The sequence below is a fragment of the Bacillus sp. PS95 genome (assembly GCF_037963565.1).
Lineage (GTDB): Bacteria > Bacillota > Bacilli > Bacillales > Bacillaceae > Bacillus > Bacillus subtilis.
Genome location: NZ_CP150160.1, coordinates 734,824 through 755,265, shown reverse-complemented (window position 1 = coordinate 755,265; position 20,442 = coordinate 734,824). Strand labels below are relative to the sequence as shown.

The window sequence follows — 20,442 nt, the reverse complement described above, 5'->3', positions numbered from 1 at the left end:
TATGAATTAGCGATCACAAGCAATTCCATCACCATCACGGTCAAGATGTTTTGCATATCCCGGTTCACCAGAATGGATAGGTGCAACACCAGCTTGCCGTGCTACGGTACAATTTTTGTAATAGACATTCGTCTGTTGTTCTTGTGCCTCTGCTTGTTGTATCTCTTTCTCTTGCTTACGCTTTTCTTGTGCTAGTCGCGCTTCTTCCTCTTGCTTGCGCTTTTCTTGTGCTAGTCGTGCTTCTTCCTCTTGCTTGCGTTTTTCTTCTGCTAATCGCGCTTCTTCCTCTTGCTTGCGTTTTTCTTCTGCTAATCGCGCTTCTTCCTCTTGCTTACGTTTCTCTTCTGCTTGCTTTTTTGCTTTTTCTTCTTTCTTACTCTTATTATCTTGTTGTTCATTACCTTCCTGTTTGCTTTGATTTTCTGTCTGTTCTTCCTTTTGTTCGGTCTTTGAAACAGCTGTTTTATCACTTGATTTTACAGAGCTAGCTTCTTTATTGTTTTCACCAAAAAATGCGTTAAAGGTTAACAGTAATATCAGCAGGTAAACCAATGAAGCAATAGCTCTCTTCCACCACTTACCACTTCGGAACCCTAGGATTTTTTGGTACCATTTCCTCTTCTTCTGATGTAGGGGAATATTTGCATTATTTAAAATAGAAACAAATTCCTTGCCAGATAGATTTATAATTAAACTTTTTCCTGTCTCCGTAACATTGATAACTGTTTTTATTGCAAATCGATCAATAACCGCATGAGAAAAATATTTAAAATCCCACTTATTTAATAGTTTGGCTTTTCTTTCTTTATTATTAAATTCATATAAGTACACCACTTGATTGTCGAGTACAATAAAATTACCCTTACTTTGTCTATCCTCTTGAAAAAAGCCTTCCGCTATCAAGGAAGCACCTTTATGCTTTTCACGCAATAATCGTTCACCATTTTTCGACAGATTTAGATTGTCCCTCTTCATTAGAAATGAAGTAATTTTAACATTTCGATTTTGTAAATCATTTAATTTTTCAGCATGTAAAAAATAATCAAAATCATGTGTAACTGTCGTTAGAATTTCTTTTGATTGATTAGCTATTATGTATTCTAAAATCTCTATAAATTCTTGGCTATCATCGTTTTTCTTAATATCATCGAATGTACGTTTTGAACGGCCTATTTTAAGGCTTAAAATCCAACTATTTTTATTTTTTCCATTAGTCCTTACTTCAATATCATTAATTTGTGAATATTCATAAGTCATTTGTTCGTGCTTAGAAACAAAGAAAATGGATTGTGTAGTAAGTGCTAATACCCCTTTTAATTCTCTACCACTTTTTTTATCACATTCAGCTTCGATAATCTTTAGAACGCTTTCCTGCGACGATAAGGTTGCGATTTCTACTTCTTGTAATAATCTTTCATACTTTGTTACTAAGGTTTTTTGACCTACTGTAGGGCGTTTACCTATCCACTTTTGCATAATGTCCCCCTATTTTACATAATGATATTCTAACAGAAACTTATATTTTTTGACTTAATTTTACCAAATACCGGATGATTTTACATCATTTATCGTTATCAATTTCTAGATAATTTAGTCAAACATTTGTTTCTTTCTAAACAAAAAAGTCCAGAAATCACTTTCTGGACTTTTCCTATTTAATACCCTTCCCTCAACACCGCATAGCACTCCCCAATCAGTTCTTCCGCTCCCGGCTCTCCTTTCAGCCCGCGGCGGACGATTTCCGAGGATAAGTTCTGGACTTTGAGCGCTTGTGGGGCTCTTCTTTTGTAGTACGCCTGTAATGCTGTTTCGTGGTCGGCGTGGTTTTGGAGTTCTTCGGCGAGGACGATGGCATCCTCGATCGCCATTGCCGCTCCTTGCGCCAGGGTCGGCGCGCCGGCGTGGGCAGCGTCTCCTCCGATGACAACGCGGCCTTTATGCCATGGCTCCTGCACGGCGACCTGCTCCAGTGTATTTAAAATGATAGGATACTCATAAACACTCCATCTGCCCTTTTTATGTATGGAAAAAAAACGCCTATCCAATGACAGGCGCTTTTTCATTAATCATCACTGCTCAAAATGCCGAAGAAGCGGAGCAGGTTGATGAACAAGTTGATAAAGTCTAGGTACAGCGATAACGCCATAACCGGAATCAAGTCTTCCGTAATGTGGCGGTGCTTGATTTGGTTCAAATCATACAAAATGTAAAGGGAAAAGACGATGGTTCCGATCACGGAATACGCCATCATCGCCGCTGAGTTTAACGGGCTGAAAATGTTGAAAATCCCTACCACTGCGAGGGCGAGCACCGCAACCAGCAGAAATGACCACAGGAAGGATAAATCCTTCTTCATTTTTGCGCCGATTGTGCCTAAGACGGCAAAAATGACAAATGTAGAACCAAAGGCTTCAAGCACGACATAGGCGCCGGCGATGGAAGCGTAATGGCTGACGATCGGAAATAAGGTAATGCCGGAAACGAACGCGAATGTATATACAAACGCATACCCGACCGCTTTTCTTCTGCGCATCCAGAAGGCCAGAATAATCATCACCACTTCAAGAATAGAAAGCGGCAGCATCAAAGCGACAGGAACAAATTGGCCGATAAAAAGGCCGACAGTCGCGATCAGCAAAGTAAAGACAAAGACTGTCAAAATGCGTTGCATGATCGATTGCTTACTCTCGTGAACCGTAGCTTGCATGTCAAAAATCCTCCTAAAAAATGATCTTAAAGGTCTATTATATAAAAATTGGATGAAATATGTATATGTTTTAAGGAGAATTTAATGAAAACAAACGCCCTTTACATTATCATTTTGATTCTTTCCTTTTCAGCGAAAAACGGTGCTTTTCTATTTTCTCAATTTGGGTAATCTGAGAATCATGAACCGTAATTTGAACGGTGCCGAAATCGAGTGTTTCCAGCGAGCTGATTATTTTTTCAATCACTTCCGGATCAATCGTTGATTTTGAAACCAAAAGACCTTCCCCCCTGTCGAATAGGTTTAATTCACAGTATTCTTATAAGAATTATAATATTATGTTTTTTTTGATAAATCAATGGTGATTTCTGTTCAAATCAAAAAGGCATATGATCACCCGGTGACGGACAATCATATGCCTGGAAACTTCCTATTTGTTTTCTTCCAATTCCTCAACAATACAGCGGACACCCATATTTTCTAATGCCTGCTTCAGCGTGCCGTACGTTTCATATTCACTAAAATCAAGCCCCAATTGAATCGATGTTTGGGCCACATCCGGGCGAATCCCTGAAAATACGGCTTTGACGCCTAATAAGAAAAGCGTTTTAGACAGGTTGTACAATTGCTGAGCCACCATGGTATCCACAATCGGAACACCCGAAAGATCAACGACGAGGCTTGTGATTTTTCTCTCGACACAGCGGACCGGCACTGTTTCTAAAATGACCTGTGCCCGTTTTGTATCAATGGAGCCGATAAGCGGCAATATCCCGATTCCATCGGCAATGGAAATGACCGGGCAGCCAAGCTCTGAGATCAGTTCCTGCTGAGATGTGAGCCTCATCAGCATGAATTTTTGGTACTGCTCAGAGAATTCAATAATCAGCTTATCGAACGACTGATTCACAATGCGGTTCCATCGGTCTGCATCCTCATTTGTCACGATCTCCTGATTCTCTTTTATAAATGTGGCGACTGCGTCCCAGAATGAGATTCTAGAGTTGGATATGGCTTCTACGACCTCATGAACTTGAACATCCTGCTCTACCCTGTTTTTCGCAACGTTTTCCGCCCATTTTGTCATGTTGTCTTGAAAATCGGTTTGATCCTCCAGAAATGCGCTTGCGATTGTTATATTGGTAAATGTATGCTGCTCGGTTAAAAGTGTTTTCGTTTCTTCACTTAAATGGCTGGCGGAATATAGCTCGCCTTTTAGCTGGCAACGCAAACTGAACCATTTCTCAGTAATATCCGCAGTGTTGTCTATGATATATTGATATAATAATTGATCGATATTCACGGTCTGTCTCCTTTTTCGTAATAGAAGCACTTTCATTATAAAATGATAAATCGGAATTGTGAATAAGACTAGAGAAAAATCAAATGATTCTGCTCTTTGAGAGCATTCCAGCTTCATATCCTTAGGCGAATGCACCAATAAGAGTCCGCCCGCATAAACTGCAGTGTACAGTTTACAATGAGAAAGGACGTTATCACATGTATTATGTTGATCCTTATATGTTTGCGGGGCATTTTTATGAGCCTTGGCCTGCTTTTGAATATGAATACCGATATCCATGGCCTGGCATTGGCAGCGGTGCTGTTCCGGGCTCTGGCGGCGGCTCCGGCCCTGGTATTGGCGGTGGCGCTGTTCCAGGTTTTGGCGGCGGCTCCGGCCCTGGTATTGGCAGCGGTGCCAGCCCAGGCTTCGGCGGTGCGCCCCAGGGACCTCCTCCTTCCCAAATACCAGCGAAACCCCCAAAACCGCAGGGTTCTCAAGGAGCCGTTTTGTTAGTTGAACCAATCACCATTCGGCCTTGCCTTTTCCGATTTACCTATGTTTGGTTAACCAATGGCCGCTCATTTTGGTTCTACCCAATTATCCTTGGCAGAAGATCCGTCGGCGGCTTTTATTGGGATTCCTCACGGCGCCGCTGGGTTTATTTCGCCTTAGACACAAATCACATCGATGTTGTAAGCTGCTCATTTTAATAATCAGCCGGTTTCCCGGCTGATTTTTTTATGTTACTTCGGCCGTAAACAGGTTATAGTATTATTATCTTTTCAACTTGGAGGTTTCCCTATGATCAAACAAATTAGCACTGTTGCTGTATATGTCGAGGACCAGCAGAAAGCGAAGCAATTTTGGACAGAGAAGGTAGGCTTTGATATTGCAGCGGACCACCCAATGGGACCTGAAGCAAGCTGGCTGGAGGTTGCGCCAAAAGGGGCCGAGACTCGTTTAGTCATTTACCCGAAAGCCATGATGAAAGGCTCAGAGCAAATGAAGGCTTCTATTGTGTTTGAATGCGAAGACATCTTTGGTACATACGAGAAAATGAAGACAAACGGTGTAGAATTTCTCGGTGAGCCCAATCAAATGGAGTGGGGCACCTTCGTTCAATTTAAGGACGAAGACGGAAATGTGTTTTTATTAAAAGAATAAACTGTTGCGCACGGCGGTTCGATTCCGCCCTGCGCTTTCTTTGACATTGAGAATGAATTTCATTTACAATTATTCATATGTGAGAATGATTGGAGTGAGACAAATGTTTGTACAGTTAAGAAAAATGACGGTTAAAGAAGGCTATGCAGATAAAGTCATAGAACGTTTCAGCGCTGAAGGAATCATTGAAAAACAAGAAGGTTTAATTGATGTGACAGTGCTTGAGAAAAATGTACGCCGCGGTGATGAAGAAGTTGTTGTCATGATTCGCTGGGAATCAGAGGATCGCTGGAAGCAATGGGAAAAAAGCGATGCGCATATCGCTGGCCATAAAGCAAACAAAGGCAAACCAAAGCCTGACTATCTGATCAGCACTGAAGTGAGCATGTACCATGTACGTGCTGTCAAACAAGGGACATACAATCAATAAAAAGCTTGCGCCTTGCTGCAAGCTTTTTTCTAAGAGTCATGTTGATCTGCTTTGTTCGTATGTTACGGTATACAGCGGCTTATTTTTATGCCATTCTGCAAATAACACGTCCTCCGTCTTATCAATGTTCTTCTTTTTCAATTCTTGCTTCAGCCACTGTTCATCCACACCTGCTTCCTTCAGATTATCCCGGACAATCTCTCCATCTATGATTAAAGTGATCGGCAGGGAAACAGACTTCGAAGGAATCTGCAAATCCTTATTGGTCGGTTTGTCAAAGTCTGATTTTGGAAGCACGCTGACCATCCCGTTTGTTTCCAAAATCGCATATTCTACTTCTTGAATCGAAAAGCTCCCAGCTTGCCTCAATAGGCTTTGCAGCTGGTTAATGTCCATCTTATTTTTCTTCAATACTTTATATTGAAGCTCCCCTTTGCGGATGACGATATTCGGCTCACCCTCCAAGAACTTCCGCGATGATTTCATTTTTTGCGTGATAAATTCAATAATATAAATCAGCACGCCCCACAGCAGCGAAGCAAAAATAATTTCTTTGATCTTGATTTCATGATCGTAAACGGCATTTCCGACCAATTCTCCTAAAATTAAAGCAGAGATAAAGTCAAACGGCGTAATTTGAGAAAATTGGGTTTTCCCGAGAAGCTTTAAGATGATAAATAAAATGCCTAAACCGCAGACCAGTTCTACCGCAACACTTAAATAATTTCCCATATTGATAGCACCTACTTCTTGATAATACTATCAGTATGGTCAATGGTTTCTTTTCTAAACCGGAAAAGCTCCGCTCAACGTTGCATGGTGCATTGGAGCATGTCATTGAAAAGCTGCTCTGCATCACTGCGATCAATCTTGACAAGCGGGTCATTGAGGAAGGCTTGAAACGCGAGGCCAGTATCCTTTGTTAAACCTGCGTCCGCCACTGCCTCCTGATTGAATATATGCCTAGCCGCCAGCATTTCCACACCTTTCGGAAGCGCTCCGGACAAAATCGGCTGGACACGGTTCCTTGTGATGAATGCGTTTGTTTCGACAATGGCTTGTATAGGAAGGTTTGAGACCTGGCCTTGATTCGGCATATTTACATTTGTGACGAGTTCACCCAATCCGAGAAGAGCCGCTATGATGTTCACGCCTTCTTCTCCCGAAGCTTTCTCAGCAACGCCCCGTTGTTGCACGATCAACCGTTCTGTTTCTTGTCGTTTCTCTGCTCTGTCTTGTTTTCTAAATGATATAGGTGTGAGATGAAATTTCCATACTTCAGGCTGTTTGAGGTATGGGCCGGGAAGAAACTCTGCCAGATGCCTGTCACCCGCAGCAGGGATGGCGCCATACGTTTCAAATAAATCAAACGCAACACGGTGTGCCGAACAAAAGACGCTGTCCCTCCAGCATTCCCCCTCCAGCTCATATCCTGATTCCCCATAGTGCGCGCTGAATTCACGGAATATAGGCAGCAGGTCAATATGGCGGTAAGAGGCTTCCGTAATCCATGTAAAATGGTTAATGCCGAGCACATTAACGCGGATATCCTCACGCCGCGGCCCCTCTATCCCCAGTCTTTCCGTGACCATTTCCGCCAATAGCTTTTGCGTCCCGAATACCTCGTGGCAGCAGCCAATCGCTTTGATGCCGGGAAACACTTTATACAGCACTCTTGTACAGACAGACATCGGGTTTGTATAATTAATGACCCATGATTCAGGTGCGTAGTCTCTTATTCCCCGGGCAATTTCCGCAAATATCGGCACAGCACGCAAGCCCCTGATGATCCCTCCAGGCCCGACAGTATCACCTACAGACTGATAAATACCGCAGCGCTCAGGCAAGTGCACATCGACTTCCATATCATCCAGTGATCCCGGCAAAATGGAAATAATGACGATATCCGCGGCTGATAACGCCTTTTTCAAAGTAGAAACAGCCTCATATCTCCATCTGCCGTTCCCGCTGTGATTGCCGATCACTTCATTTTTCTGAGCGGCTTCAAAATCAAGATCATAGAGCGCCACCGTGCCTGACATCCGTTCATCAATCGACAAATCACTCATCAGGCTTCTGGCCCAGCCTTGGGACCCCCCGCCGATATAGGCAATCTTAATCTGATCTAATGTACTGATATGAAACACTCCCTTTCTCAGCCTTTCACCGAACCGATCAGCATTCCTTTTGCAAAGTGTTTTTGTAAAAATGGATAGACCGCCAAAATCGGCAGCGTTGCAATGACAATGACAGCGAGTTTAATTCCCTGCTCCGGCGGAACGGCATTTTGCATCGTATCGCCATTGGTCGCCGTTAAATCCGATAAAATCGTGACTTGGCGAAGCACCATTTGCAGCGGCCATTTTGCACTGTCATTGATATATAAGAGAGCGTGGAAGAAATCATTCCAAATCCCGACCGCATAAAACAGCGCAAAGGTCGCAATAACCGGCTTTGACAGGGGCAGGGCGATCCGCCAGAAGACGCCGATTTCGGAACAGCCGTCAATTTTCGCTGATTCCTCCAGCTCGCGCGGCAGCTGCTGAAAGAAGTTTTTGATAATAATAAGGTTGAACGGATTAATCGCCATCGGCAGAATCAATGCCCAATACGTATCCAAAAGGCCAAGTGATTTTACGACAAGGTACGTCGGAATCATGCCGCCTGAAAACAGCATGGAGAAAATCACCAGATTCAACAGCAGATTCCGTCCCTTCACATGCCGCTTCGCCAGCGGATACGCCATCGTGAAGGTAAAAAACAGCTGTACAGCCGTCCCAACCACCGTGATGAAGATGGACACGCCCATGCTTCGAAGGAACGTCGGTGTCGAAAACACATACTTGTAAGCATCAAGTGTAAAGGTTTTCGGGAAAATAAAGAAGCTCCGCTGGGCGAGTTCCGCTTCTGTCGCAAAGGAACCGGCGATAATATATAAAAACGGCAAAATGGTAATCGCGCCGATACCGCCGAGAAACAGAATGTTGCAGACGTCAAACACCCGTCCGGCTTTGGTGTTGTGCATCGTGTGAATTTCAGCCATACCTCTCCCTCCTCTAAAACAATCCTTCCTGATCAAACTTTTTCGCAATGTAATTGGCGCCAAAAATCAAGATAATCCCGACAACTGATTTAAACAAACCGACTGCCGTGCTGTAGCTATACGCCCCTTGGGTAATCCCCATCATATACACATACGTGTCGAAGATGTCAGCCACACTGCGGTTGAGTGAGTTCGTCATCAAATACACCTGTTCAAAGCCAAGATTCAAAAAGCTGCCGATTCTTAAAATCAACAAAACGATAATGGTGCTTCTAATCGCCGGCAGCGTAATATGCCACATTCTCCTGAACCGCCCCGCTCCGTCCATGATGGCCGCTTCATACTGCTCTTGATCAACCGTAGCAAGCGCTGCCAAAAATAGAATCGTTCCCCAGCCTGTCTCCTTCCAAATGCTTTGCATCACAATCATTGGCCGGAACCAGTCTGCATCCGACAAGAAAGAAATCTGCTCACCTGTCAGGCTCATAATCAATTTGTTGATCACACCTGTATCGACAGTAAAGAAAACGAAGGTGATGCTGACCACAATTGTCCATGATACAAAATGGGGTACGTAAATAAAGGTTTGGATACATCTTTTATACACGGCCTTTCTTACCTCATTCAAAAGCAGGGCCAAAATGAGAGGCGCGGGAAAGGCAAACAAAAGATCCAGACTCGCCAGCATGAGGGTGTTGCGCAGCAGCCGGAAAAAATCCGGATTCATAAAAAAGTCTTTGAAATAATCAAAGCCGACCCATTCGCTTTTCCAGAAGCCGAGATATGGCGAATAGTCTTTAAAAGCGATCAGCACACCCCACATCGGCAAGTATTTGAAAATCAAGAAATAAAGCAGACCGGGAATAAGAAGAAGATAAAGCCATTTGTCCCGTTTGAGCGCAGCCATCCAGCTGATGCCTTTTCCAGCGGTGAGAACAGGTGCATCTCCCTTCTTCGGCACTGTTTCCATATCTGTTCTCCTTTCGTGATACCGGGGCGCCCGCCGAAAGGCAGGCGCATCGGTTTATTTTGACGATTGGTACAATTTGTTCAAGTCCTTCATCAGGTCATTGCCGCCGCTTTTTTTCCAAAGCTCCACCGCATCATCGAACCCTTTTTCATCAATTTCTCCAATGATAAATTGTGTTCTCGCGTCGAGGATGATGTTGTCAAGCTGGGCTCCTTTTTGGGTATAGACATCAGATACAAGCGACTCAGCCGGGTTAAAGACGGCTATTTTTTCTCCTTCGGTTATGATGTCCTTGCGATGCTGGAAGAGCTTGGTTTTCTGGTCTTCGATGTAATACTCGCTTTTCGGAATCGACATGCTGAACTGTGCCAAGCCTTCATGCTCATACAGGAGAGATTTATTGTTTTTTTCAAGTGAGGTGAATACGCCGTCCTTGAGCTCGTAATTGCGGCCCTTCACTCCGTTGTTCGTGAGAATCTGCGCTTCCTTATCATTCATCTTATCGAGGAAGGACAGCACCTCTTTCAGCTCTTTTTCGGTTTTGACGCTTGATTTTGGTATCGTGATCATGCCTGAATAACCAGATGTCGGGAAGGTGCGCTTGCCATTCGGTCCCTCAAGCGAGCCGACGATATCAATGATATCCTTGTTCGACTCATCCGCCTCCTCCATCGCGCTTTGGATTTGAGACGCTCTTGAGCCTGTATCAACGATGACACCCGCTTTTCCTTTTACAACCGGATCATTCCACTTCGCAGAATCCATGACAGCAAAGTCCTTATTGATCAATCCCTCATCATAGAGCTTTTTAAAAAACGTGAGCGCATCCATGTATTCCTTCGTTGTAAAATCCGGAATCAGCTTTCCGTTTTCAACACCGTAGCGGTTCGGAGCGCCGAACCAGATTTGCAGAACATCCCATGGGCTTCCGTTGCCGAGTCCCATCCATTTCGGCACGACCATGCCGTACGTATCATCCTTGCCGTTTCCGTCAGGATCTTTTTCCTTAAAGGCTTTCAGCACTTCATAGAAATCATCAAGCGTTTCCGGCATATCCAGACCGACATTTTTCAGCCAGTCGGTTCTGATGATCATACACGCCCTGATCAGATCCCTCGTTCTATAGATTCCGTACACCTCGCCGTTCACCGAGCTGTTCTTCAAAATCTTTTCATCTGCCTGGCTTAAATTCTTGTAGTCTTTTAAATAAGGAGACAGCTCCCAAAACGCCCCTGCTTTGACAGACTTGATAAAGCCGGCTGACTTATCTTTAATGACAATCGCGTGAGGCATCTCTCCTGAAGCCATGACGATGTTGAATTTGTCGTTGTAGGATGAATCAGGCACCCATGTGACCTTAATCTCTTTGCCTGTGTATTTTTCGAGTGCTTTTAATGAAGGGCTCTTATCACTCGGGCTTTCCGGCGATAAAAGCGGCGCCATAATTTTGATCGTATCTTTCGAACCGCTTGCTGAATTGGATGTTTCCGAATGGCTGCATCCGGCGATCATCATGGCAGCAAGCGGCAAGGCCATCCATTTTTTTCGCATTCTTATTTTCATGATGCGTAAGTCCCCCTTTTTTCAATTTGCATTTCCCCTTTGCCCCTCTCAATATAAAGCGCTTACATAAATTCTTGCAATCTTCATTTTTTGCACCATTTCTCCTATGAAATTCCGGCTGTTATCCTTTTTTGCCCGATGTTTCTTTTTTTGCCGGAAGGGAATCTCCGATCAGTTCCAGTGCCGCTATGACATTTAAACACCATTGAGAGACAGTGTTCGTTGTCACCCATGGAAGCTCCTCTAGCTGCGTCCATGTCTCGATGCGCTCCGGTTTGATCGGAAGCGGCGTATGGCTGAGCTTATCATCGAGCAAAAGATTCCACGCTTTGGCGGCGAGATGAGGATCTTGTTTTTTTCTCGCGGCGTAGGCTGTCATACCGGCGGCGAACATCGGCCAGTGAAAATGCCCGTCATGAAGAGCGCCTCCGCTTTTTTTTCGTTTTTCCTCATCACTTAGTGTGTAAAATTCGCCGAATTCACTCAGCATATCCTCCCATTCCCGGTCATCAAGAAGCTCAGCCAGCTCCATCCACACTTGCGGCGCGCCGAAGGCAATGATCATATGATATCCGCCCGCAATGCCGTCTCCCATGTGATGAAGCATCGAGGTCGCCGGGTCATATTCAAATGTCGGGCCGGATAATAAGCGGAGCGGCAGCCGCTTCAGACAGTTGATTCCCGTTTTGATTTTTTTGAGATATTCCGGATTTTCGGTCCGCTCCCATTCCGTCAGCCAGTTCGAGCAAAACGCCGCCCAGTCCGGTCCCGTTCTGGCGTGAGTCGGGTGCTTGCCTTTCTCGTAAAAAGCGCGCATCGGATCGGTTTTGACGAGGGCATAATCGGCATCCTTCACTTCTGTCAAAAGATCTCCCGTCCGCTCATCACCCGTCAGATAATAATAGAATTTATAAAGCCCGGCCATGCTGATTCTCGCTTCCTTGCAGCCGCACCCCCAGTGCACAACGTTATGCCGTGAACCAAGTCCTGCGTATTCACCGAGGTGAAAGCTGTCCGTTTCGCTCGTATGGCGGGTCATGGCTTCTGCCATGCGAAAGATATCCTCTTTGCCTGAGCGGAAAAACGCCTGCCACAGCCATAAGGTCGGAACGAGCTCATTGTTTTGCCATGCGTATCCGCCGAGATCGTACCGCCACATATGCCGGATCGGGTCATACGTATGCATGACATCGCCATAATGCCAAAAACCGTACCATCTGCGTTGCTCTACTTCCTTTTTATAAAACAGAAAGGCCGCATCGAGCTGTTCTTCCAGCTCTTTTTTGAGCGGATGGGATGTGTCAATGATGCTCCAAACCCCGAGTGCTTGTGATTCGTAATAGACGTCCGGCTCGCATACAATGAGCGGCGGCGCCTGCCATTTGTCAGCGAGTGCATTGAGGACTTCGTCAGACGGCATGTGCGAAAAGCACGCCAAGCTGATTTCATTTGTGTTCGCAATGCCTGTCGGATCAGAGCGCATTTCATCAAAGCCTTCATACGCGCTGGCCACGTGGGTGTTTCCTGTATAATGCCGCAAATCCATCGCTTCGCCGTCCGGAGGCCAAAGCCAGATAGTCATTTTGGGGCGGCTGCCGGCAAGACCTGTGATTTCCAGTGCTGACGGATATTTCTCAAAGAAATACCGCAGGCCGAGAGCCACACCGCCATTTTTTCCGCCCGCATAGCAAAGCCCCTTCGCCCGGCTGCCATGCAGCATTCCAACCCACGCATAATCTTTTCCGGTCCGTTTTGACTGGCTGTAATGATCGCTGGAATCTTGCACGAGCTTGACATCGTCCCAAACCGCATTCTGTGTGCCATGTGCAAACCATTCCTTATGCTCTTCATCTGGAGACAGCATTTCGCCATTGATTTGTTTTTCATAAAGCGGATATCGTTCATTGAATTTACGTGTGCCAAACAGCTGGGAAGGTTCTTTATACATCCCTTTCTCTCCCGCAAAGCGGAAATGGCGGTTGTACGGCTCTCCCTCCAAAAAAAGGGCAAATTCGATGCCGAGCCCCTTAATGAATTCTTGTTTACCGCTCCTGTCAATCAGCTGCGTGTGCACAAGGCCGATCTCAGACAGCCCGGCATAAAACGTCAATCGGATGACAAACGGCAGCCATTCTTCATTCGTTTTATGGAGCACATGCACTCCCTCGATTTTGACTACTGCTTTGACAGGACCACTCTGCTCAATCGCAGCCCGTTTGATAAAGCTGACAGACCTTTCATGCAAAAGAACCGTTTCCGCCGCCGACTCCTTTCTCGTTTCTCTTATCGCGACGAGCCTCCCGCCTGCGGCGATCGGCTTTCCATTGATCTGCAATGATTGAATGAAATCAGATCCTGTTTTATGAATGGTACAAACGAGTGCTCCTGTATCCACTTGGATATCATGCTCTGTCTCATGAATGCTGAGCGATTCAGTTGGCTGCGGCACTTCTCTTTTGTGCACTGTAAAGCTTTGGTTTTCCTGACCGCCAAACACCGCCGCGTGCTTCGTCCACTTGATGCTCCCGTCCGGCCAATAGGCCGACGGTTCGCTTTGCACATATCGCGTTTCCGCGTTTTCATTCATAAGCGCCAGACGGTCACCCTTTTTTAATTCTCCTTTTTTCCATGGCACGCCCCACGTCACACCGCTTATCACCTTTGGCTGTCCTGATAACCATTTGATCTTTTTCATCGGTCTCTCCCTCCATAGAAAAAAGCTGATTCGATGCAAAGAATCAGCTGGGATTGTCAAATTGAATCACACGGTATTCATGCGGTCCGATCGCCAGCCTCCCCGCCTTTTCCAAGCGGTGCGTCAACAGATCTGTTCCCGCTTCCGGCAGTGTCACACTTCCTCCTTTTCCATCCATATTCACGATGATCCACACAAGGCCGTTATCGCCTTTGCGCGGGGCAACGATTGTGCCGGGCGTAACATGCGACCGGCTGGAAATAACAGCTTCCTCCGCGTAATGCCTAACGAGCGCTTCCAGCATCGCATCCCCTTCTTTCCCGGATGGAAGCGAGCCCAGCATGACAATTTTCCCCTCGCCGTAATTCCGTTCCGTCAGAAATGCATGGCCCGCCCCCGGTCCTGATTCAACCGTGCCAAGGGTGTTTCCGCTCTCTGTGTCAAACACCGCGCTCCATAGTCCGAGCGGCGCCGTGATGCCAAACGCTTTTCCTGTATTCACGTTCTCATTCATCGGAAAGGTAAACAGTGTTTTGATCCCTGACGTTTTCTCAAGTTCGCCAAGTCCGCAATCGGTATGAATCGTATGCTCGCATGTGCGCCCTCCTGTCAGCGGCCCGGCGATCCAGATGCCGCCCGCTTCAGCGAATGCCGAAGCTTTTTTGATAAATTCAGCAGACAAATACGGCACAAATGGCGTAAACAGCAAGCGGTAGCCGTCCAGCGGAGCGCCTTCCGGAATAAGGTCACGGTGAATCCCCGTGTTGAGAATACGTTCATAAAAATGCGTCACAAGCGAACGATGCCGGAGTCCCCGGTGAGGCTCAGTTTTAATAAATGCTTTTGCTCTGTCACAGTAAGTCATCGCCGCCTCGGCTTGAACGGGTTCAGTCGATAGAATAATAGGCTCGATTTCCTTTCTTGCCCGCTCAACCGCCAGCACATTTTGATAGCCGATGGCGGGTTCGCCCCAGGCACTGAGAACCGAACCGTGGGAAATCTCGCTGCCTGAACGCTGCTGCCGCCATAGCCAGTAGCAAAACCCCTGGCCCCCTAAGGCATAGGACGATACGGCTTCGGCCTGCAAATACCCGTCTGCGTGCGGGTAAGCGGAGCTTTCAAGCGAGGCGGCATACGACGGACTCGTTTCCAAAATCCAAAACGGGCGCCCTTGTTTCAGATTTCTCCATAAATCACAGTTCAATAAAAAGGCAGAGGCGTTTTCCTGCGAAGCGTACGTGTCATAGGAGGCAAAATCGAGATTCTGAAACATTCGCTCATTGTCCACGCTGAACATGACTGATCCGTTATGCGTGATCGGCGCATCTGAATAGCAGCGGATGATTTTGGCCTGTTCATCCGCAAACGAAGCGATCATCTCCATCGAAAACAGCTGATACATAGTGCTTAAAGAGGCATGATGCAGAAACGGGGCCGGTCCCGGCTGCGGGACTTGCTCAAACGTCTGATAGGTTTCGCTCCACACATCGGTTCCCCAAGCTTCATTCAACCGCTCAATCACCCCGTAGCGATTTTTGAGCCAGTCATGCCATAAGCGCAAGCATGTCTCACACATGCATTCTGCAACATGGCATTTAAACTCATTATCTAGCTGCCAGCCGATCAGCCCCGGGAGCCGGCCAAGCTCCTTGGCGATGGCTGTGGTGATAATGGCGGCTTTTTTTCGAAAATACGGGTTGTTCGTGCAGGCGTGCTGACGGGAGCCATGCCCCATGATCTCTCTTTTTTCATTGACATGCATGCGTTCGGGCCGGCCGTGTGACAGCCAAATCGGCGGGGTAGGCGTCGGCGTGCACATGATCGTTTCGATCCCGCTGTCATACAGCCGGGTGATGATTTCTTTGAAAAAACCGATGTCTATTTTTCCTTCTTCAGGTTCCATGACAGACCAGGCAAATTCACCGATCCGCACAACATTTACGCCAACTTCACGCATGATGTCAATGTCCTGCTGAATCGTCTCTTCATCCCATAATTCCGGATAATAGCAAGCGCCATGATACAGTTTTCTCATCATATTTTCACCTTTCTTTGATGATCGATTCTGTCAATGGCAGGCCGAGCTCCTTTATGCCTTTTGCTACAAGTTTCGCCATTTCATTTGCGCCTTTTTTTGTAAAATGCGTGTAATCGTTAATCCCTTCTGAAATCATAAAATAGGTGTATACTTTTTCCTCGCCCTTCTCAGTAAAGAAAGCAAGGCTTTTCTCCATCAGATCAATGAGCTGGACATTCTCCTCTTCAGCCGTCTGCTTCATGGCAATGCAGTAATCTGGAAAATCGTTCAAAAACACGCCATTTTCGTAATGAAAGCGGGCTACGGGGGTAATGAGAAGCGGATGGGCGCCTTTTTCCCGCGCGCCTGCGATATACTGCTTTAAATATTGTTTATAAGTAGTGTAGGGCTCGGTGTAGCGCTCCGGCTTATTTTTCGACGCGTCATTATGGCCCATCTGCACGAACAGCCAATCATCCGGCTCGATCACATTGAGGATTGCCTGAAGCCTGCCCTCCTCCACAAATGTTTTCGAGCTTCTTCCCCCGATCGCTCTGTTGATCACTTGAATATGCTCAGGCAGATGCGAGCCGAGAAACTGCCCCCAGCCCCCTTGATTTGTGCTGTCTCCATACGTTTGAACAGTCGAATCGCCGGCAAGATAAATATGATTTGCCATTTTTCATTCCCCCCTCGTTTTTTATACGGCTGCTTCTTATCCTTAGCCCTCCTACAGCGGCGACTCCGCTTTGCTGCCCGCTATGTACAGGGCGGGATTCGGCGGTTTTTTCATCCCTGTACCGAGGTAAAAGCTCGTATGCGGCGGCTGGTTGTAGGCGGTATTCTGCCAGGCGATGCCGAGCCTGTAAACCGGATCGTGCATCAGCGTGTAAAAGCGGTGGCGAGTGAGATGTGTCGTTGTATAGATACGGAGCGCGCTGCTGTCTTCCGTTCTCCATATCACTTCTTCCCGCCAATCTCCGAACAGGTTGGCCTGAAGAACCGGGTTTCCTTTCGTGCCGTTGTTGGACAGCACGCCGGCCGGCTGAAATATCGTCTTCAGACAGCCGTTTTCAGCATCCCATTTTTCAATCTTTGGCCTGCCAATCGTTCCGTCCCAGTCATGATCAAGCAGTTCTCTGACCAAATCACCGTCCCACCAGATGGCGAAATTGGCTGAAGGGGGCGCTTTGTCGCTGATTTTTTCGCCTTTGCTCGTGAAAAGCCCGTACGACATGCCATCATTGCCCGGCGGATCAATTCCCCAGACGAGCGACCCTTTGTAGCTTGGGTCAATATGAGCCGCCATGCCCCGGCCAACGTCAGTTCCAGCATGGACGCCCCATAATATCTCACCGGTTCCGGCATCTCGCAGTGACAGTCCGTACGGCTTCGTGGCGTCCTCATGCACCTGGAACACTTCAAGCCCTTTTCGTGACGGGTCCAGATCCCCTACATGCATCGCGTCTCCGTGCCCGAGCCCCGTTGAGTACAGGCCGGTTCCGTCATGATCGACCGCCATTGCGCCGTATATGATTTCATCCTTTCCGTCTCCATCGACATCCGCCACGCTCAAGCTGTGGTTCCCCTGTCCTGCGTATGCTTCATGTCCCGGCTGGTTGGAGTCAAATACCCATCGTTTTTTGAGCCTTCCGTTTCTGAAATCGTATGCCACGAGCACGGTTCTCGTATAGTAGCCGCGCGCCATAACAAGGCTCGGCCGCTCCCCATCCAAATAAGCGATCCCGGCGAGAAAACGGTCCATCCGGTTTCCATAGCCGTCTCCCCAATCCTCCAGCTTGCCGCGGGGCGGTTCATATTCCACGGTCGTGAGCGCCTCACCGGTTTCTCCTTTAAACACCGTCAAATATTCCGGACCGGACAAAATTCTGCCCTGTTCGTTTCTAAAATCGGCATGCTCATCACCGATGATATGTCCTTTCCCATCTGTTGTGCCGTCAGCTGTTTTCATGGCGATTTCTGCTTTTCCGTCACCATCCAGGTCATACACCATAAATTGTGTGTAATGAGCGCCCGCTCTGATGTTTCTGCCGAGGTTGATGCGCCACAAAAAGGTGCCGTCCAGTTTATAGGCATCTATGAGCACCTCCCCGGTATACCCGTCATGGGCGTTGTCTTTTGAATTGGACGGGTCCCACTTCAGGATGATTTCATATTCTCCATCCCCGTCCACATCCCCGACGCTGGCATCATTGGCGCTGTAGGTGTACGGCTTTCCATCCGGCGTCACACCGCCTTCCGGTTTGACAAGCGGAACCTCCAGAACATTTTCCTGCCAAACACGAGCTTCCTTGGAAAGCTTTTCTTCCCGTCCTTTATTGACAGCCGCCACTTGATAAACAGAGTCAGCCGTTCCGTTTTGATCGAGAAAATTAGTGCTTTCAGCGATTGGATCGCGGGTGATCCGCTTTCCATCCCGATAAAGGTGAAAAGCCGTCGTCTTATGATCCGTGCCGAGAAAACGCCAGCTGATAAACACCCCCTGTTCTGTCTGTACCGCAATCAAACCTCTGGTCAAGTATTCCATTTGCCTCTTTTTTGGTTTCATTTGATGGGAACGGGCTGCGCGCAGCCCGTTCCTTCCCCCTTTCAGTTAAGGCGTATACATATTTGGTTTTGGCTGTTCCGCCATGCCGTCTCCTAAAAAGAAGCTTGTGTGCGGCGGCTGGTTATAGGCGACATTTTGCCAGGCGATGCCAAGCCGGTACACCGGATCGTGCATCAACGTATACAGCCTGTGCTCAGTCGGAATGGTCGTCGTGTAAATGCGCAGTGCACTGCTGTCCTCCGTTCTCCACACGACTTCCTCGCGCCAGTCACCGAGCAGATCAGCTTGAAGCGCCGGTGTTGCTTTTGTGCCGTTGTTAGCCGCTGCGCCTGATGCAGTCAGCACATTTTTCGATACGCCGTTTTGATAATCCCACTTATCAATTCGGTTGCTGTCCAGCTGTTCCCGGAGCAGATCGCCGTCCCACCAGATGCCGAAGTTGGTCGAGGACGGAACCCCGCTTCCGATTTTGACCCCTTTCGCTGAGTAGAGAGAACCGTTTGCCCACACTTCCTGTCCCGGATAACGCGGGTCAATATCAGCAGCCATTCCCCGGCCTACATCCTTGCCGGCATAAACGCCCCAAAGGATTTTTCCGGTTGCAGCATCCCGAAAAGATAAGCCGTATTTTGCATTTTTGTCCTCATGAACTTGAAACACCTCAAGCCCCGGCCGGCCCGGATCAAGATCTCCTGTATGAAGGGCATCCCCATGGCCTAAGCCGGTCGAGTACATGCCTTTCCCGTCATGATCAACAGCCATTGAGCCGAAAATAATCTCATCTTTTCCATCCCCGTCAACGTCCGCGATGCTCAGGTTGTGATTCCCCTGTCCGGCAAACGCTTCATTTCCTGACTTTGAGGAGTCCAGCGTCCAAAGCTTTGACAGCTTTCCATCCCTGAAGTTATAGGCAACTAGCATGGTTTTAGCGTAATACCCTCTGGTCATGATCAGGCTCGGCCGCTGTCCATCAAGGTAGGCAATGCCGGCGAGAAAACGGTCAACACGGTTGCCGTAGCTGTCTCCCCAATCCGACACATTGCCGCGCGCCGGTTCAAAATTTGCGGTGACAAGCTCTTTCCCGGTTGAACCTTGAAACACAGTGAGATATTCAGGGCCTGAAAGAACACGCCCCTGTTCATTTCTGTAATCTGCATTGGCATCTCCAATTACTTTGCCCGTGCCGTCTTTTGTCCCGTCTGCCGTTCTCATTGCCACTTCCGCTTTTCCGTCACCATCAAGGTCATACACCATAAACTGGGTGTAGTGCGCGCCCGCTCTGATGTTTTTGCCGAGATTGATCCGCCATAACTTTGTGCCGTCCAGTTTATACGCGTCAATCAGCACGTCACCCGTATAGCCATCCTGTGAATTGTCTTTTGAGTTGGACGGGTCCCATTTCAGGATCAGCTCGTATTGCCCGTCACCATCCACATCGCCAACACTTGCGTCATTAGCGCTGTACGGGTAAGCTTCACCCTTTGGCGTCGTGCCGCCAGCCGGTTTATCCAGCGGGACGGAATGATACGGCTGCGCCCATACGGAGGCTTTTTCAGAAGCCGGCTGTTCGGTACCGTTTACAACAGCCCGAACCGTATACGTTGAGCCCGCCGATCCGTTTTTATCCACATAGTTCGTGGTTTTGACAGGCGCAGCATTCAGTTTTTGCCCGTCTCTGTACACATTGAACAAAACAGATGCGTTTTCGGTTCCAAGAAACCGCCAGCTGACAAAAATGCCCCCGTCCGTCTTGACCGCTACAAGCCCCCGGTTCAGCGCTTCCATCTGCCGCGCTGCCCCTTCAGCTTTCACAGGACATACAGAGGCTCCCATCACCAACAAGACCAGCAACATAACAGCGGTAAACATGCGTTTCCTTTGTGTAATCATCAGACAGCTCCTTCTCATTCATCTGTAAGCGCTTACTTAAATTGGATTTTATGCGCTGTGTGAGCTGTCTTCAATTTCACTTTTTTGCATCTGCCTATTTCGGACACTG

Annotated in this window: 17 protein-coding genes and 1 pseudogene; 3 read left to right on the top strand and 15 right to left on the bottom strand. The window is 47.5% G+C overall.

The window, feature by feature from the left end:
- Positions 1–6 precede the first annotated feature (6 nt).
- The 5 genes and pseudogenes from NSQ12_RS03935 to NSQ12_RS03915 form a co-directional block, all read right to left on the bottom strand.
- Complete coding sequence (locus NSQ12_RS03935; RefSeq protein WP_204551429.1) at positions 7–1,476, bottom strand: excalibur calcium-binding domain-containing protein; 1,470 nt, start codon at positions 1,474–1,476, stop codon at positions 7–9.
- Positions 1,477–1,655: 179 nt separating this feature from the next.
- Positions 1,656–1,994 (bottom strand): annotated as a pseudogene (locus NSQ12_RS03930) (FAD-dependent monooxygenase); the annotation flags it as partial.
- A gap of 68 nt (positions 1,995–2,062) precedes the next feature.
- Positions 2,063–2,707 carry a Bax inhibitor-1 family protein gene (locus tag NSQ12_RS03925; protein ID WP_014479129.1) on the bottom strand — a complete coding sequence of 215 codons (645 nt, stop codon included), beginning with the start codon at positions 2,705–2,707 and terminating at the stop codon, positions 2,063–2,065.
- A 109-nt stretch (positions 2,708–2,816) separates the two neighbouring features.
- Complete coding sequence (locus NSQ12_RS03920) at positions 2,817–2,984, bottom strand: YezD family protein (RefSeq protein WP_003244522.1); 168 nt, start codon at positions 2,982–2,984, stop codon at positions 2,817–2,819.
- A gap of 153 nt (positions 2,985–3,137) precedes the next feature.
- Positions 3,138–4,010 carry an STAS domain-containing protein gene (locus tag NSQ12_RS03915; protein WP_116316367.1) on the bottom strand — a complete coding sequence of 291 codons (873 nt, stop codon included), beginning with the start codon at positions 4,008–4,010 and terminating at the stop codon, positions 3,138–3,140.
- A 197-nt stretch (positions 4,011–4,207) separates the two neighbouring features.
- Between NSQ12_RS03915 and NSQ12_RS03910 the strand changes: the two genes are divergently transcribed.
- The 3 genes from NSQ12_RS03910 (at position 4,208) to hmoA (ending at position 5,586) form a co-directional block, all read left to right on the top strand.
- A complete protein-coding gene (locus tag NSQ12_RS03910) occupies positions 4,208–4,702 on the top strand; it encodes a hypothetical protein (protein ID WP_003244106.1) in 495 nt (164 codons plus the stop codon).
- A gap of 91 nt (positions 4,703–4,793) precedes the next feature.
- Positions 4,794–5,156, top strand: coding sequence for a VOC family protein (locus NSQ12_RS03905; RefSeq protein ID WP_198878927.1), 363 nt, complete (start codon positions 4,794–4,796; stop codon positions 5,154–5,156).
- A gap of 103 nt (positions 5,157–5,259) precedes the next feature.
- Positions 5,260–5,586: a heme-degrading oxygenase HmoA gene (hmoA, locus tag NSQ12_RS03900; protein WP_124059987.1), complete on the top strand. Its 327-nt coding sequence runs from the start codon at positions 5,260–5,262 to the stop codon at positions 5,584–5,586.
- Between the two features lie 36 nt (positions 5,587–5,622).
- On the opposite strand, the gene NSQ12_RS03895 is transcribed toward hmoA, so the two are convergent.
- From NSQ12_RS03895 to rhgW, 10 genes are all read right to left on the bottom strand, one after another.
- Complete coding sequence (locus NSQ12_RS03895) at positions 5,623–6,318, bottom strand: DUF421 domain-containing protein (protein WP_014479125.1); 696 nt, start codon at positions 6,316–6,318, stop codon at positions 5,623–5,625.
- A 74-nt stretch (positions 6,319–6,392) separates the two neighbouring features.
- Positions 6,393–7,733 (bottom strand): alpha-galacturonidase LplD, encoded by a 1,341-nt coding sequence (gene lplD / locus NSQ12_RS03890; protein WP_160243292.1) that lies wholly within the window; start codon positions 7,731–7,733, stop codon positions 6,393–6,395.
- 8 nt (positions 7,734–7,741) lie between these two features.
- Positions 7,742–8,629, bottom strand: coding sequence for a carbohydrate ABC transporter permease (locus NSQ12_RS03885; RefSeq protein ID WP_042978042.1), 888 nt, complete (start codon positions 8,627–8,629; stop codon positions 7,742–7,744).
- A 13-nt stretch (positions 8,630–8,642) separates the two neighbouring features.
- Positions 8,643–9,599: a sugar ABC transporter permease gene (locus tag NSQ12_RS03880; RefSeq protein WP_014479122.1), complete on the bottom strand. Its 957-nt coding sequence runs from the start codon at positions 9,597–9,599 to the stop codon at positions 8,643–8,645.
- A gap of 54 nt (positions 9,600–9,653) precedes the next feature.
- Positions 9,654–11,162: an extracellular solute-binding protein gene (locus NSQ12_RS03875; RefSeq protein WP_129010169.1), complete on the bottom strand. Its 1,509-nt coding sequence runs from the start codon at positions 11,160–11,162 to the stop codon at positions 9,654–9,656.
- A 121-nt stretch (positions 11,163–11,283) separates the two neighbouring features.
- Positions 11,284–13,857 carry a hypothetical protein gene (locus tag NSQ12_RS03870; RefSeq protein WP_160243296.1) on the bottom strand — a complete coding sequence of 858 codons (2,574 nt, stop codon included), beginning with the start codon at positions 13,855–13,857 and terminating at the stop codon, positions 11,284–11,286.
- Between the two features lie 43 nt (positions 13,858–13,900).
- On the bottom strand, positions 13,901–15,892 hold the full coding sequence (gene yesZ, locus NSQ12_RS03865) for a beta-galactosidase YesZ (protein WP_160243298.1): 1,992 nt from the start codon (positions 15,890–15,892) through the stop codon (positions 13,901–13,903).
- A 7-nt stretch (positions 15,893–15,899) separates the two neighbouring features.
- Entirely contained in the window at positions 15,900–16,553 is a 654-nt protein-coding gene (locus NSQ12_RS03860; RefSeq protein WP_198878928.1) for a rhamnogalacturonan acetylesterase, read from the bottom strand.
- 51 nt (positions 16,554–16,604) lie between these two features.
- A complete protein-coding gene (rhgX, locus tag NSQ12_RS03855) occupies positions 16,605–18,443 on the bottom strand; it encodes a rhamnogalacturonan exolyase (protein ID WP_198878929.1) in 1,839 nt (612 codons plus the stop codon).
- A gap of 45 nt (positions 18,444–18,488) precedes the next feature.
- Positions 18,489–20,351 carry a rhamnogalacturonan lyase gene (gene rhgW / locus NSQ12_RS03850; protein WP_129110471.1) on the bottom strand — a complete coding sequence of 621 codons (1,863 nt, stop codon included), beginning with the start codon at positions 20,349–20,351 and terminating at the stop codon, positions 18,489–18,491.
- Between the last annotated feature and the right edge of the window lie 91 nt (positions 20,352–20,442).